Below are 14,857 nucleotides of genomic sequence, written 5' to 3'. Positions count from 1 at the left end.
GATAATACACGCCACGCTGACTTTAGGATTAAAAGTTACTGTTTATAATAACATTAAATGCAAGGAGCACTTTTCGCCTCACAATTAAGAACATACTTCCTATGAACAAAACCCATACATCATCAATCACCTCTCTGCTCGCTACCGCTCTTTTTTCCGCTCCTTATGTACACGCAGGTCTAATGGATTCATTCATTGATCCCGACGATGGACGCATAGATGGTAGTCAGTTCATCCTAGATAACGCCGTAGGGTTCTTACCAATCCCACTCACCGTCACCGATCCAGCCGTTGGTTTTGGCGGCGGTGCAGCATTGCTCTTTTTTCATGAATCAGAAGAGCGTAAAGCGAAGCGTCTCGCCGGTGAACATGTGGGTGATATTCCTGCTAGTGTATCGGGTGTTATGGCCTTAGGAACCAGCAATGGCAGTAACATGGTTGGGGGCTTTCATTCTGGAAACTGGCTTAATGATCGCGTGAGGTACTTAGGCGGAATATTTAGTGCAACTTTCAACCTAAAGTTCTATCCCATCCCGGAACTAGGAGCAACGGATCTAAGCCTCAAGGGGAGCTACTTTTTTCAAGATTTAGATGTACGCTTAGGCGACAGTAACTTCTTTGTTGGGGGGTCTTACAGCTATATGTCATCTGAGTCGACTATTGCTGGGCAAAAAGATCTAAACATAGACTCTCAAGATGGGCGATTAGGGTGGCGAGTCTCCTACGACAGTCGAAATAATCAGTTTGCTCCGCGTGAAGGCACCAAAGCACAATTTCAAGTTGATCACCATCGAAAAGCGTTTGGTGGGCAATTCAATTATCAAAAATATCATGCCTACGTTCATAATTATCGACGTTTGTCAGAAGATTGGGGGCTAGGTTTACGCGCTGATGCCAAATCCATCTCAGATAATGTCGACTTTTCTGCGTCTATCTACGCCAAGCCGTTTGTGGAAATGCGAGGCATCGCAGCCATGCGCTACCAAGCAGACAACACTGCGCTTGGTGAAGTGGAACTAAGCTATGATATTGATGACCGTTGGACGGTGCTGGCATTTGCCGGGGCAGGGGCGGCATTCGATCACGATCAGAGTCTCGCTCAAACCAAGTTACACTATACCCGTGGTGGTGGCTTCCGTTACTTGTTAGCCAGACAGTTAGGGTTAAAGATGGGTGTGGATGTCGCGAAGGGTCCAGAAGAATGGACGACTTATATTCAATTCGGCGGGGCATGGTAGCCAACAGAATTAACTAAGCCTATGTTATAGGCTTAGTTATCTCTAACACTGGGCTGGTGCGCTGCACATCATACGGTTTTAGGCTTTGTCATCCAATACACTGAGGTGATCACCAGAACCATACCTAAAGCATGGAAAGCCGTAAAAGCCTCTCCTAATATGGTCACGGCTGCGATAGCGGTAATGACAGGACCAATGTTCGCAGTTAGACTAAACTCTGTTGCTGTTAATCTTGCCATCGCAGCTGCCATTAAATATGACGGAATAACTGTACATAACACCCCAAGCACGATACCAAGTGACACAAGTTCAACGCTCCATTGCATGATTTCAGTTTCCGACCATTGCAAATGCAACAAAATAGCCAGACCTGCACTGCCCATACCTATACTGGTAAACGCGGTACTCCCTAACTGCGTAATAACGGGTTTACTTAACACTAAGTAACAGGCAAAGATCAACGCCGAACTCACCGCCAATGCACTCCCTCGCCAAACATCACTGCCTAATGAAGACACATCATGTACCACAATAAGTGTAATGCCGGTATACCCAATCACCACAGCTTTTAACACGTTAGCACTGGGTTTCTTCTTTAAGAAAACCCATGAAATAAGCACCACAAAACTTGGAAATAGAAACAATAATAAGCGATCCAATTGAGCTGAAATATAACTTAGTGCCTCAATATCCAAATAGCTGGCACAGTAATATCCGAGAATACCCAGTGCTGCCGCCATCAAACCGTGATTTTTGACTTTTGTTCGTTGCTGTTTATCACGACATAGCATCACCAACACGACCAAATAGAAAGGCAACGAACTAAATGCACGAAGCGACATTATCGCCGTTGTGTCACCGCCATACTGATAGGCAATTTTTATCAAAATAGGTTTGATTGAAAATAATGCTGCGCCGAGCAAAGCTAGCAGTATTCCCGTTAACAGATTTTTTGAAAGCAACGAATCGCGAGTCGCGTCAGCCATGCAGACTCCCGCGCCTAGCTTAGACACTTCGTCATTTTCTGTATTGCTAACGTTTACTTGGCGAATGTCTGAGTTGCTCTCATTCGCTATGTCGTGGTTGGTCATTCTCATCTCCCTTATGTTTTGGGGCTACGAGAAATTGAGAAGGGCTAACCTAACTACGTCACTCGTAGCCAGGCACAACGTTACCTACCGGACTACAGGTATAAGCAGCAGAAGCCAGAGGTAAGTCATTGTGTGTGTCATTCGATTCTCCATAAATCAACACTAACTACACTACGGACAAATCAGTGATTATGCAACCTCATCAATAACATACTAAAAATGACATTATTCCTAGAGATGATCGGATTGATTCACTATCAACCCTATCCCCGAACAACCTTTTATCGGTCTACCTTCCTTATGATCTACCTACGTTATTATCTATCAGCCCGCGAAGATAATTACATAGCCATTGGATAGAATGGTCATTAATACTGGCTTTGTTCCAAACCAGACTATAACCCAGGCGGCCATAATCAAACGGCGCAGGTTTTGCCACCAGCCCTTTTGCTTGCATTGCAACATCGGCCCACTTTTTGGAGCAAGTAAACAGTAAATCAGACTGATGACACAAAATCGCCGCCGAACCAAAATCCGGTAGCATCACTTTTACATCGCGCGCACGATGGGTTTGACGTAACGTTTGTTCGAAATAAGGACGATTTAACTCAGAATCCGTGATACCGACATGCTGACTGTCTAGGTAGGCTTCAATAGTGAGTTCTTGATTGGCTAGCGGATGCGTTGGCGACATCAAACAGACAAACTCATCTTCTAAAATAGGCTCCCAAATCAGATCCTTCATATTGGTGGGTGACTGGCTCACATCATGAGGCAAAATAATAAAGTCGACCTGTCCGCTCATTAGCGCATCAAACCCATACTTTGCCTTAGTCAGAATATTAAGCTTGCCGTTTGGGATACAGTCATTGGTCAAATGAGCTAATGGTTTCGCGAATAATTCAAAGGTACTTTCACGCATCGACAAAGAAAACCGCCCTTCAAATCGATTAGGAATAAAGTTAGTTTGGTTCAATAACCCGTTCATACTCGCTAGCATTGAGTGCACTAATGGTGCAATTTTTAATGCGTAGCGCGTGGGAGTAAGTTGTGTTCCATCGCGGTAAAACAGCTCATCTCGTAAAATTTCCCGCAGTTGAGCGATCGTCTTACTGACACTTGAGGGTGTCACGGATAAAATTTCTGCTGATTTCGTGACACTATTGGTATCCAACATCACATGCAAAGCGGTTAAGTGTTTAAAGCTGACACGAGACAGTCCGTCAAAGTCCATTATCTATTCCATTAGATTTATCGTTAATTGATCACAAAGGCGCTTGAGTTCAATGGCATCCTTTGTAGAGAGTTTTGCTTTACACGCAATTGCCGATGGTACAGCCTCTGCTTTCTCTTTTAACGCCCAACCGGCATCGGTTAAAGAGATCAGTCTTGCACGTTCATCCATTTCACAACGCCGACGTAGCACAAGGCCTTTTTGCTCTAATCGTTTCAACAATGGGGTCAAGGTGCCAGAATCAATATTCAAATCCTGACTAATATTTTTGACATTCATTGGCGACTTTTTCCACAGCACTAACATCGACATATATTGTAAATACGTCAAGTCTAACGCATCCAAAATAGGACGGTATGCGCGTATTAACGTGTTGCTTGCCCTATACAATGCAAAGCAAACCTGCTTATCCAGATCTAAGTTATCGGGGCTATTTACATCCATCATTATGAACCATAAAAAATTAAGTTGTGCACAATATACTTGCAAATGTCATAAACAATCAATATAGTTTGCACACAACTTAATTGATCACAATTAAAATACACTACCATAATGAAAGGAATTGACGATGAGCGCTCTATATACAACTTCTGCAACAGCACTAGCTGGCCGAAATGGACAAGTTAAAACCGATGACGGCATGCTCGATCTTGCACTGTCCTATCCAAAACAACTTGGTGGAACAGGCAATGCAACCAATCCTGAACAACTGTTTGCTGCGGGATATTCCGCTTGCTTTTCTAATGCCATACTGCATGTCGCACAACAGCAAAAAATCCCGCTGAAACAAGCACCGACAACGGCAGTCGTGGCGCTAAAAGCGAGCGAAAATGGTGGGTTTGTTTTGGACGTAGCGTTAGATGTAACACTTGAATTAGACATCTCTGCAGCCGTTGAACTTGTCAAGGTTGCTCACCAGGTTTGTCCGTATTCAAATGCCTTGCGTGGTAATGTTGACGTTAAAGTCACGGCTAATGGCCAAACTCTATAATCGTTTACAGATAACATTCGTCATTGCGTATAAAAAAGAGCGCACTCAATCTTTGTTGGTGCACTCTTTTTTTGCAAATGTGAGGCGGGACAAAACCACACTCAAATCAACAATCTCTACTTAATTGACGTCTTATTTGGGCATCAAAACGGCATCAATGACGTGAATCACACCATTACTAGCCGCAACGTCCGTCGCCACAATATTGGCATCGTTGACCATCACATTTCCGCCATCGACGTTAAAAACGACCGACTGCCCCTCTACTGTCACGGCGCTGTCCAATTTAACAACCTCTGCCGCCATCACTTTACCGGGTACAACATGGTACGTCAGAATGGCGATGAGCTTATCTTTGTTTTCCGGCATTAAGAGCATATCAACCGTACCAGCTGGCAGTTTCGAAAATGCATCATCTGTCGGTGCGAACACAGTGAAGGGCCCTTCCCCCTTCAATGTTTCAACCAGGCCTGCCGCTTTCACTGCCGCAACTAATGTGTTAAATGAACCATTTTCTGAAGCGACATCAACAACGTCTTTTTTCATACCATGGTCGTCGGCTTGTGCTCCACTCATCAAGAGAAAGCTTGCAGCTACAACCGATAAAAGTGTGATCATTTTGTTCAACATGCTGTCTTCCTTTTCCGTCGTTTTGTTAGGTTTCACCGCCTGCTTACGTCACAATCTCACTCAGCGATCATTTTTTATACCCCCCCCCTACTTAAAATTAAGTCCCGTAACAATCCATTCGATTTAGCCCGTCACTTTATTCACTTGCAAAAATTAGCGCCCCAATCGACACCCAGCCAATGCCACACAATGAGAATTTCGCCACATTAGCGATCTCGATCAAGAAAAAACATAAAATTCATAGAAAAGTAATAGCCGACTCGAAAAACTTATTTTATAATGCGAATTAATGTTTCAGCACACACAAATTTTTCTATTAGGGGAAGAACATGAGACTTATTCCATTACAAAAAGCAGAGCAAGTAGGTAAGTGGGCAGCGCGTCATATTGCAGAGCGCATCAACGCTTTCCAACCAACGGCTGACAAGCCATTTGTACTTGGTTTGCCGACTGGTGGTACACCGCTATCTACTTATAAAGCACTGATTGCGCTTTATAATGCTGGAGAAGTGAGTTTCAAACACGTTGTGACGTTTAACATGGATGAGTACGTAGGCATCGACCCTAACCACCCTGAGTCATACCGTTCTTTCATGTACAACAACTTCTTCAACCACGTTGACATCCAAGAAGAAAACATCAACCTTCTTGACGGTCAAGCTGAAGATATCGACGCTCACTGTGCAGCATACGAAGAAAAAATGCGCTCATACGGCAAAATCAATCTATTCATGGGTGGCGTTGGCATTGACGGTCACATCGCATTCAATGAGCCTGGTTCTTCTTTAGCGTCTCGCACTCGTATCAAAACTCTGACTGAAGATACTCGTATTGCGAACTCTCGTTTCTTTGATGGCGACATCAACCAAGTTCCTAAATACGCACTAACCATTGGTGTTGCTACACTACTTGATGCTGAAGAAGTCATGATCCTAACACTAGGTCACAACAAAGCACTTGCACTACAGATGGCCGTTGAAGGCTCTGTTAACCATATGTGGACCGTGACAGCGCTGCAAATGCACCGCAAAGCTATCATCGTTGCTGATGAAGCAGCACAACAAGAGCTAAAAGTGAAGACCGTTAAATACTTCAACGAACTTGAAGTAGAAAACATCAAAGGTCTATAACAAGACTTTTTGACAATAGGTAGCGGAACTTTTCTGTTACCTTTTGTTCTAAAAAGAGGTCACTTGATACAAAAAGTGACTAGCAATGGAGTGCTAGCGTATTCCAAAGCTCCGTAAATGTCGGGCTTACATGCCAAGCTAGGCCCGACACCTCCTCTCTGATAACCTTTTTAAACACCTGCAATTCTATATTCGTTAACTCCATACTTTTACCATGAGCTCCTTGATATTATCAAAGGGTCTCAACATGCTAAAACAACGAACAAAAATCCTTACTCTACTGCTAGCAGGAATCATGGCTATCGGTTGTGCTCAAACCACTGAAGGGCAGCAAATACAAAAAGAAACGGCAAAAATGGGCGCCACTCACGGAGCTGTGTTTGGTGGTGTAGCGGGGGCCATTCGTGGCGTATTTAACGGGGACATCATCGGTGGAGCTGCAGAAGGAGCCCTCATTCATGGTGCAGCTGGCGCGGCGGCGGGTTCTGTAGTTGGAGGCATATATGCCGATGAGATTGCAGAAGAAGAAAAACAGCAAAAAATCCAATCACAAAAGCAACAACAAAAAATAAAAGAGCTCGAAAGAAAAGTAGAAGCATTAAGTAATTCGAATACTGATGTATAGCAAAATGACACGAAACCTATTGAGTCGTGCTAATCAGGATAGTCATCGCGACTCTTACAATCTAAAACTTCTCTTTCATTTTTACATAAACGTATCGCGATCAAAATCAAGCCTGTGTGAAGAGGGCTTGAAAAGCACAAGCTAGGTTGAGAAACTACCCTTATCAATCTTTTCTCTCTGACAATAATGACACCAAAACAACTGCTCAAATCTCTTTTTGGTTACGATGACTTTCGTCATCAACAAGCTACGATTATTGACACCTTAATTTCGGGTCAAGATGCATTGACATTAATGCCGACCGGTGGAGGTAAATCCATTTGTTATCAAATCCCCGCCATTCTTCGTGAGGGGGTTGGTATTGTGGTGTCACCACTGATCGCATTGATGCAAGATCAAGTGGATGCGTTGCATCAAATTGGAGTAAAAGCGGCTTATCTCAATTCGTCTCTGAGTCCTTATGATCAGCAAGCGGTCGAACAGCAGCTATTGACGGGAGAGATTCAGATTCTATATGTCGCTCCAGAGCGGCTGTTAATGGAGCGAACATTATCGCTATTAGAGCAAACTCATTTGTCGCTATTCGCTATCGATGAGGCGCACTGTGTAAGCCAATGGGGTCATGATTTCAGGCCAGAATACCAAAAACTCAGCATCCTAAAAGCACGTTTTCCTTCTGTGCCAAGAATTGCACTCACCGCGACGGCAGACAGTCGAACAAAAGATGAGATCATTGAGCAACTTGGGCTGCAAAATGCCCAAATCTTTGTGCATAGTTTTGATAGACCGAATATCCACTATCATGTCTCCGATCTCAGTAACGCTAAGCAAGAGCTGTGGTCTTTTATTGAAACGAACCATGCCTCGGATGCCGGTATCGTCTATTGTTTATCGCGTAAAAAAGTAGAAGAGACCACAAAGTGGCTATGTGACCAAGGAAAACAAGCGCTCGCCTATCATGCGGGCATGTCCAACGAGCAACGCGCCCAAAACCAACAGCGCTTTTTACGTGAAGATGGCATCATCATTGTGGCCACAATCGCATTTGGAATGGGCATCGATAAACCAGATGTTCGTTTTGTTGCCCACCTAAGCTTGCCGAAAAGTATTGAAGCGTACTATCAAGAAACCGGGCGCGCGGGTCGTGATGGCGAACCAGCTAACGCTTGGATGGCGTATGGCATGCAAGACATGGTACTGCAAAGACAGATGGTGCAAAATTCTGAAGCAAATGAGCAATTTAAGTTCACCTCTTTGCAAAAGCTCAATGCTTTATTAGGCTACTGCGATCTGGCTAGCTGTCGCAGACAATCTTTACTTGCCTACTTTGGTGAGACCTTAGAGATGCCATGTGGAAATTGTGACAACTGTGTCTCACCACCAGAAACGTGGGACGGTCTTGAAGCGACGCAAAAAGCCCTGTCTACCGTATTCAGGACCGAACAGCGTTTTGGCGCAAGTTACCTCATCAATATCTTACTTGGCAAATCTGATCAAAGAATAGAACAAAACCAGCACCACACGTTGTCTACTTTTGGTATTGGCACCGATCTGTCGGCGAAACAATGGCAAGGTGTCTTTAGACAGTTACTGGCGATGAATCTACTCGAAGTGCATGGCAGTCATGGCAGCCTAAGACTCACTGAGCTTTGTCGTCCCTTCTTAAAAGGTCAACGCCCTATACAGCTAAGAACATTACGAAATAGCTCGACGAGTAAGAAAACAACAAAGAAACAGAAGCATCTTGGTTTAACATCAGCTGACAGCAAGCAATTCGAGACATTAAGGGAAGTTCGCGCCGCTTTAGCGTCAGAGCAGCAGGTCCCGGCGTATATGATTTGTCACGACGCAACCCTTCAAGCGTTAGCAGTAGAGCGTCCAGAATCTAAAGAAGCATTGAGCCAAATATCTGGATTCGGTGACACCAAAATTGAAAAGTATGGTGACCGCTTTTTGGCCGCTATCGTCGCTAAAACACAAGAAGAAAATACGCTCACGGATACCGAACTTGAATCCTTGTCGATGCTAAAGCGTGGATTAACTACTGAGGACATCGCTGCGCAACGCCAAATAAAAACAGCGACGGTGCTCGCACATTTAGCGATTGCAATCGAGAATGGTGTGTGCGACCTAGAGCAAGTACTTGATCTGTCTTCATCAGAGATCGACACCATCATCGTACAAGCCACCACGCTCAATATACTATCAGAAGGAAAACTCAAGCCCTTGTATGAACACTTTGAGCAGCGTTATGATTACGGACAGTTAAAATGCGTACTGGCGAAAATGGTTGCTACATCGCAGAAAACCATTTCGTAACGCACTGTTTCGTTACAAACTATTCCGTTACAAACTGCTCCGTTACAACTAACCGCACCACAATAAGAACATTAACAGCTCCGACAGCGCCATGGTCTTGAAGAAAGGTAATGCTCTCTTCAAGACCATGCCCGCGTACCAGCGCTCATAAAACCATCCACCCATCTACCTATCTACCTACCCAACCAATTACTCAAACTGATTAATCAGATTTGTAGTATTCTTTCTCTCGATATCGGCGTATGATCTCGCCACACTCAAAATGTAAGAGGATATTAATCACCGTGTTAATTACGCCGCCTTAAACGCTCCATCCCCCCTCTATAGCACTCATTGCTAACTTAAGCACTGTACTACCTTTAGTACCATGCTCACCTTTGCGCTTACTCATAATCCGCCAATTTAGGCTAATTTGTCGCGCCAAAAATTCGATCAGCAGCACTCACCCCAGATATTATCTGGTGCGTTTTGCCGTGCAAAAATTGAGAACTCAATGTATACAAACTTCAAACTTGACTGGATGTCTAACATCCGTGGCGACCTGCTCGCAGGTATCGTCGTCGCCCTCGCTCTCATCCCTGAAGCCATCGCTTTTTCAATTATTGCGGGAGTCGACCCAAAAGTAGGGTTATACGCCTCCTTCAGTATTTCCGTCGTCATCGCGTTCACCGGTGCACGATCTGGCATGATCTCCGCCGCCACAGGAGCAATGGCGCTCTTAATGGTGACCCTCGTTAAAGAGCACGGCCTAGAGTACCTACTCGCGGTGACCGTTCTAACGGGCCTGCTACAAATTTTAGCTGGCTATCTAAAGCTCGGTAATCTAATGCGTTTTGTCTCTAGTTCCGTCGTCACTGGCTTTGTTAACGCGTTAGCCATTCTCATTTTTATGGCTCAACTCCCTGAACTCACTAACGTCACTTGGCATGTCTACGCTATGACAGGTGCTGGGTTAGCGATTATCTACCTCTTTCCCTACCTTCCTGTTGTCGGAAAATTGCTTCCCTCTCCTTTAGTCTGCATTGTCGCCCTCACCCTATTCTCCATGATGTTTAATATTGATGTTCGAACGGTCGGAGACATGGGCGATTTACCTGACACTTTACCCATTTTCCTTTGGCCAAATGTTCCACTCAACTTGGAGACTCTACTGATCACCTTCCCATATGCCGTGGGACTTGCTGTTGTAGGCCTCTTAGAGTCAATGATGACGGCCACTATTGTGGATGACTTGACGGATACCAACAGTGACAAAAACCAAGAATGCAAAGGCCAAGGAATCGCCAATGTTTGTACCGGATTCTTAGGAGGGATGGCGGGATGCGCCATGATTGGTCAATCGATGATCAATATAAAATCGGGCGGACGAGGCCGTCTATCCACCCTATCAGCCGGAGTATTCCTACTCATTATGGTGGTCTTTCTTGGGCCTTGGCTAAAGCAAATACCCATGGCAGCATTGGTCGCAGTCATGATCATGGTATCAATCGGCACCTTCTCTTGGCGCTCGATTGCCGACCTTAAAAAACACCCTATTTCCACTAATATCGTTATGCTTGCGACCGTCAGCATTGTCGTCGCTACCCATAACTTAGCCATTGGTGTATTGGTTGGTGTCTTACTCGCATCCTTGTTCTTTGCTAATAAGATTAGCCGCATGATGATCATAAAAAATCAGCCTACAGAGGATCATGTTCGCAACTATACCGTGGCAGGACAGATATTTTTCGCATCTTCAGATACATTCATCGAATCCTTTGATTTTAAAGAAGTGATTGAGACCGTCACCATCGACTTATCCTCAGCGCACTTTTGGGATGTCACGTCCGTTTCGGCGTTAGATAAAGTCGTTGTCAAATTTCGCCGCGAAGGGACCCACGTCAATTTAATCGGCATGAACCAAGCAACACGTACCATCGTGGATAAATTTGGCGTGCACGATAAACCAGAAGAAGTAGAAAAATTATTGGCCGGACATTAAGGAGAGAAAAATGAATAACATAATTGCTTGTATTGATGGGTCTCGCTCAACCATTTCGACTTGTGAAGCTGCTGCTTGGGTCGCAAAGAAACTTGCTGCCCCTCTCGTTCTCTTCCATGCGCTGGACAAAACAACGCGTCCTGTTGCAAGTGAGTTTTCTGGTCAAATAGGGCTAGGAAGCCAAGAGGAGCTGCTAGAAGAATTGGCGGAGCTTGACGAAACGCGCAGTAAAATCATGCTACAACATAGCCACAAGATGCTCGAATCTGCCCATGAGTGGGCATGCCGAGACGGGGTCAATGACGTCAGTAAGTTACAACGGCATGGCAGCCTAATCGAAAGTCTGTCCGACCTCACCAGCGAATTACGAGTGTTAGTCATTGGCAAGTCGGGAAAACAGCGCAACACTGACAATACCATCGGGTCCCAACTAGAGAGCGTGATTCGAGCGGTCCACGAGCATATTCTTGTGGTCAATGACCACTTCACCGCCCCTACCTCTTATATGATTGCTTTTGACGGTAGCCCTATTAGCCAGAAGCTCATTGAAAAAGCCACCCAGACGCCATTGCTAAAGGGACTGCCCTGTCATCTCACAACTATCGATGAATCAGGAAACAAAAGTCAGGCCTTTGCGCAGGCGAAACAACAGCTACAAAGCGCAGGCGTGAAAGTGACTGCAACTCGGCTTAATGGACCCGTTGATGAAGCACTGCTCAACTACCAGCTGCAACATCAGGTTGGTATGATTGTTATGGGAGCCTATGGACATTCCAAGCTAAGACAGGTATTTGTTGGTAGTAATACAACTCAAGTACTGGCAAATAGTAAGGTTCCTTTGCTGCTCATTCGTTAACGAGCGCTAAACCGGCAACAATGAATTGGGAACAACAATGAATTGGGAAAGGATACGTTGCAAAGTAACTGTGTTTTCTAAGTAACTGTGCTTTCTAAGTAACTGTATTTGCTAAGTAACTGTGTTTGCAAAGGGGAGCGAGTAAGGGTAACCGCTCCCCAACAACGCTTAGCCGTTTGAATTCATGACACAAGCATAAGCCACAAGGAAGGCTTGCTCTTGATATTGCTTAAGGCCCGTTTCTTTAAACGGAACCGCAAGTGGGTTTCGTTTCAACTGCTCTTTGATTTCTGTTGCAGGTACAACATCAACGGAAATCCCTTCAATAAGTTGAATCGCCGCTTCCAGTTTAAAACCAACCGCACCACCAGCAAACTTGCCTTTAGTCTGACGTTGGCGAATGACCACCTTTTCAATCTGATAGTCTTGCATTAATTTACCGAACGAAAACTGAAAATCTTTCATTTTTTGAGTGTCGTTTGCATCGCCTATCGATACTTTTGCCACTCGGCAATCAAGAATGGTAAACACCCCATCAGAAAGTGACAACAGACTTACAATCGCGTCATTACCACTAATTTCAACACCACAAATTTTCATTTCATTACCTTGTTTTTGATGAACCTGCCATTATACGGTGGGTTGCCGTTCTGTACCAGCACGAGATTTAACTATGGCTATTTGGAGATTAAGCCCACCCATCCCGACAAGGATCACTCAGTTGTCATTTCCCCCAGTCTGTTGATCGTGAATTCGTTCTAATGCTTCAATTCGACGCAATTGATTACTATCAAATAGAGGCTTTCTCAATGCTTGAATTTCTAATTGTCGCTCGTTTTCATCAAACGATTCATTGTTCAATATATCCGCTCGGGCAACCAAATAAGATTGAACTTGTCGATCAAATGCCGCACGCTTTTCATCGAGTATCACTAATCTTTGTGTCGCCTCACTGCCGACAAGCGCCTCTCTAGCGATAAATTGGTTTTGTTCTTCCATCGAGTTAGTATCATTTAACGCTGTCAGCACGCTCGCATTGTAAAAGCTCTTTTGCAGCTTTGGAGATAACTGTTCAAGTTCACTTTGCCATCGCTGTTGAAACTCCTCACCACTTTGCGCCGACGCTTGTATTACTTTTTTGGTCAGCGCAAGTTGCCGCAGTAAGTTTTCTTCGCCAAACAAACGCTCTTGCTCTGTATCCGTGAAGAACTGCTTCTGAATCAATAGCATCTGCTCATGCAACGCGTGTAAGTCCGTGGTCGATTCCCCAGATCGTTCAAGATTGGCCAATGCCGCTTTGTAGCGCATATATTTTTCAAACAGCTCAAACTCTAACTGCTCCGAATTTGGCAACTGCTGGTTATAGCGTTCAAACCTTTGCGTAATGATCGTCTTATTTTCTTGATCTAACGCTGAAATAAAATACTCAAACGTATCTCGCTCTGATGCATGGTCAATAACGGTACCGCGCTGTGATGGTGCCTGTAGCAAACTTGCTGGCGCATCCGTCAACGTAGACCATGCTGCTATAGCCATGGTCACAACGCTTATGACGGCAATCAACACCTTAACTTCTAACAGCCGTCTCATCACTTACAATCCTTGTCTCTGGAGGCGATTGGCATGTTGTCGATAAACGGTTTTTGGATCAGTTTCAAACAGGTGATGGATACCAAGCAACCCGTTGATTTCATCTAAATGATTCATCTTATAGTCATCACGAATGACTCGGCCTAAATGACTACTGCACTGTCCAACCAATCCGTCATTTGGCTCATCAAAAGTTAAACCCAGAATCAACAGCGCAGGATCGATGGGATCAAGAAGATTGGTATACGTTGAGATACCCGTCCACGAATAATAAAATACGCCATTATCCGCCTGCCATTCACCGTCGCCACATGTAGAAGTGGGCACCCCCTCTGGATAATGCGCATTAAATGCCAACGAACCTTCCGTCGTTAACGCTTGCAATGAACTTAGCCCATCCTGCGGCAAATCGCTTCCTCCTGACAATAGACCAATTAACGTTGTTAATGCATTGGCCAGTTGCACGGCTATTGCTTCGGGGGTTGACCCTTCTGGTATCGTTTTACGAACAAGATCCGCCACCTGAGATCCTTTATTCACCCCACCAACACTGGTCACTGACGCGACCATTTCTGGTGCAACCGACGCCACATATCGCGCAGTTGGGGCACCATGGCTATGCCCAATGAGGTTCACTTTTTTTGCACCAGTCAGTGCCAGCACATTCTCGACTTGTGCCAGTAATTGTTCACCTCTTACTTCTGAGCTATTCGTCGCCGATATTTGTGCAACGTAAACCTCGGCACCACTTTTCCCTAGCGATTGCGGAATGCCATAAAAATAATCAAAACCGGCCAATGTATCAAAACCAAATAAACCGTGAACAAGTACAATTGGGTACTTCGTTTCCGTGTAACCTTTGCTCGCCCCAAAACTGATGGCTTGAACATTAAATGCCACCACACTACATAAAATAAGTGAATATAACGCTTTCATTTAACCCCTCCTTGTCAGACCTCTGATGAGTAAGTGAGCGTAGTTTGCTCGCTTTTCAATCGCCAAAGAATGTTAAATAAATGTGATACCGAGCCAAAATATCGTCTTCCCAATACCTCCCATACATAGTGGAGGGTCGAAGAACGGACCCTCACACTCGGTTTTATGGCTTATTTAATTATTAGACATATCAATACCAATGAATAATTTGAACTCAGATCACATCGATTCAA

General features: G+C 44.6%; 14 protein-coding genes. 7 read left to right on the top strand and 7 right to left on the bottom strand.

What is annotated here, in order from left to right:
* Positions 1-101: 101 nt before the first annotated feature.
* Positions 102-1,238, top strand: coding sequence for a BamA/TamA family outer membrane protein (locus MD535_RS13215; protein WP_265675491.1), 1,137 nt, complete (start codon positions 102-104; stop codon positions 1,236-1,238).
* Between the two features lie 68 nt (positions 1,239-1,306).
* Here the strand turns inward: MD535_RS13215 and MD535_RS13210 are convergent, their stop codons facing one another.
* The 3 genes from MD535_RS13210 to MD535_RS13200 all read right to left on the bottom strand — a co-directional run bounded on the left by MD535_RS13210 (position 1,307) and on the right by MD535_RS13200 (position 4,010).
* Positions 1,307-2,224, bottom strand: a complete 918-nt coding sequence (locus MD535_RS13210) for a DMT family transporter (RefSeq protein ID WP_265675520.1) — start codon at positions 2,222-2,224, stop codon at positions 1,307-1,309.
* A 403-nt stretch (positions 2,225-2,627) separates the two neighbouring features.
* Positions 2,628-3,563: a LysR family transcriptional regulator gene (locus tag MD535_RS13205; protein ID WP_265675490.1), complete on the bottom strand. Its 936-nt coding sequence runs from the start codon at positions 3,561-3,563 to the stop codon at positions 2,628-2,630.
* A 3-nt stretch (positions 3,564-3,566) separates the two neighbouring features.
* Complete coding sequence (locus MD535_RS13200; protein WP_265675489.1) at positions 3,567-4,010, bottom strand: MarR family winged helix-turn-helix transcriptional regulator; 444 nt, start codon at positions 4,008-4,010, stop codon at positions 3,567-3,569.
* Between the two features lie 124 nt (positions 4,011-4,134).
* Here MD535_RS13200 and MD535_RS13195 point away from each other — a divergent pair, with 124 nt between their 5' ends.
* Positions 4,135-4,557, top strand: a complete 423-nt coding sequence (locus tag MD535_RS13195) for an organic hydroperoxide resistance protein (protein ID WP_265675488.1) — start codon at positions 4,135-4,137, stop codon at positions 4,555-4,557.
* A gap of 132 nt (positions 4,558-4,689) precedes the next feature.
* On the opposite strand, the gene MD535_RS13190 is transcribed toward MD535_RS13195, so the two are convergent.
* Complete coding sequence (locus MD535_RS13190) at positions 4,690-5,187, bottom strand: fasciclin domain-containing protein (protein ID WP_265675487.1); 498 nt, start codon at positions 5,185-5,187, stop codon at positions 4,690-4,692.
* A gap of 329 nt (positions 5,188-5,516) precedes the next feature.
* On the opposite strand from MD535_RS13190, the gene nagB reads away from it, so the two are divergent.
* From nagB to MD535_RS13165, 5 genes are all read left to right on the top strand, one after another.
* Positions 5,517-6,317, top strand: coding sequence for a glucosamine-6-phosphate deaminase (gene nagB, locus MD535_RS13185; RefSeq protein WP_265675486.1), 801 nt, complete (start codon positions 5,517-5,519; stop codon positions 6,315-6,317).
* Between the two features lie 247 nt (positions 6,318-6,564).
* The gene (locus MD535_RS13180) at positions 6,565-6,942 is read left to right on the top strand and encodes a hypothetical protein (RefSeq protein WP_265675485.1); all 378 of its coding nucleotides are present in this window, start codon (positions 6,565-6,567) and stop codon (positions 6,940-6,942) included.
* A gap of 186 nt (positions 6,943-7,128) precedes the next feature.
* Entirely contained in the window at positions 7,129-9,261 is a 2,133-nt protein-coding gene (recQ, locus tag MD535_RS13175) for a DNA helicase RecQ (RefSeq protein ID WP_265675484.1), read from the top strand.
* Positions 9,262-9,754: 493 nt separating this feature from the next.
* Entirely contained in the window at positions 9,755-11,242 is a 1,488-nt protein-coding gene (locus MD535_RS13170) for a SulP family inorganic anion transporter (RefSeq protein ID WP_265675483.1), read from the top strand.
* A gap of 10 nt (positions 11,243-11,252) precedes the next feature.
* A complete protein-coding gene (locus MD535_RS13165) occupies positions 11,253-12,098 on the top strand; it encodes a universal stress protein (protein ID WP_265675482.1) in 846 nt (281 codons plus the stop codon).
* Between the two features lie 168 nt (positions 12,099-12,266).
* Here MD535_RS13165 and MD535_RS13160 read toward each other — a convergent pair whose 3' ends face one another.
* The 3 genes from MD535_RS13160 to MD535_RS13150 all read right to left on the bottom strand — a co-directional run bounded on the left by MD535_RS13160 (position 12,267) and on the right by MD535_RS13150 (position 14,624).
* On the bottom strand, positions 12,267-12,698 hold the full coding sequence (locus tag MD535_RS13160) for a DUF3010 family protein (protein WP_265675481.1): 432 nt from the start codon (positions 12,696-12,698) through the stop codon (positions 12,267-12,269).
* 117 nt (positions 12,699-12,815) lie between these two features.
* Positions 12,816-13,688 carry a lipase secretion chaperone gene (locus MD535_RS13155; RefSeq protein WP_265675519.1) on the bottom strand — a complete coding sequence of 291 codons (873 nt, stop codon included), beginning with the start codon at positions 13,686-13,688 and terminating at the stop codon, positions 12,816-12,818.
* A 3-nt stretch (positions 13,689-13,691) separates the two neighbouring features.
* Positions 13,692-14,624: a lipase family alpha/beta hydrolase gene (locus tag MD535_RS13150; RefSeq protein WP_265675480.1), complete on the bottom strand. Its 933-nt coding sequence runs from the start codon at positions 14,622-14,624 to the stop codon at positions 13,692-13,694.
* Positions 14,625-14,857: the final 233 nt, after the last annotated feature.

It is taken from the genome of Vibrio qingdaonensis (assembly GCF_026191675.1).
Classification (GTDB): domain Bacteria; phylum Pseudomonadota; class Gammaproteobacteria; order Enterobacterales; family Vibrionaceae; genus Vibrio; species Vibrio qingdaonensis.
This window is presented reverse-complemented; position numbering and strand designations above follow the sequence as displayed.

Coding starts and splice junctions, on each gene's coding strand:
- MD535_RS13215 (WP_265675491.1), top strand. CDS start 102: ATGAACAAAACCCATACATCATCAATCACCTCTCTGCTCGCTACCGCT.
- MD535_RS13210 (WP_265675520.1), bottom strand. CDS start 2,224: ATGGCTGACGCGACTCGCGATTCGTTGCTTTCAAAAAATCTGTTAACG.
- MD535_RS13205 (WP_265675490.1), bottom strand. CDS start 3,563: ATGGACTTTGACGGACTGTCTCGTGTCAGCTTTAAACACTTAACCGCT.
- MD535_RS13200 (WP_265675489.1), bottom strand. CDS start 4,010: ATGATGGATGTAAATAGCCCCGATAACTTAGATCTGGATAAGCAGGTT.
- MD535_RS13195 (WP_265675488.1), top strand. CDS start 4,135: ATGAGCGCTCTATATACAACTTCTGCAACAGCACTAGCTGGCCGAAAT.
- MD535_RS13190 (WP_265675487.1), bottom strand. CDS start 5,187: ATGTTGAACAAAATGATCACACTTTTATCGGTTGTAGCTGCAAGCTTT.
- nagB (WP_265675486.1), top strand. CDS start 5,517: ATGAGACTTATTCCATTACAAAAAGCAGAGCAAGTAGGTAAGTGGGCA.
- MD535_RS13180 (WP_265675485.1), top strand. CDS start 6,565: ATGCTAAAACAACGAACAAAAATCCTTACTCTACTGCTAGCAGGAATC.
- recQ (WP_265675484.1), top strand. CDS start 7,129: ATGACACCAAAACAACTGCTCAAATCTCTTTTTGGTTACGATGACTTT.
- MD535_RS13170 (WP_265675483.1), top strand. CDS start 9,755: ATGTATACAAACTTCAAACTTGACTGGATGTCTAACATCCGTGGCGAC.
- MD535_RS13165 (WP_265675482.1), top strand. CDS start 11,253: ATGAATAACATAATTGCTTGTATTGATGGGTCTCGCTCAACCATTTCG.
- MD535_RS13160 (WP_265675481.1), bottom strand. CDS start 12,698: ATGAAAATTTGTGGTGTTGAAATTAGTGGTAATGACGCGATTGTAAGT.
- MD535_RS13155 (WP_265675519.1), bottom strand. CDS start 13,688: ATGAGACGGCTGTTAGAAGTTAAGGTGTTGATTGCCGTCATAAGCGTT.
- MD535_RS13150 (WP_265675480.1), bottom strand. CDS start 14,624: ATGAAAGCGTTATATTCACTTATTTTATGTAGTGTGGTGGCATTTAAT.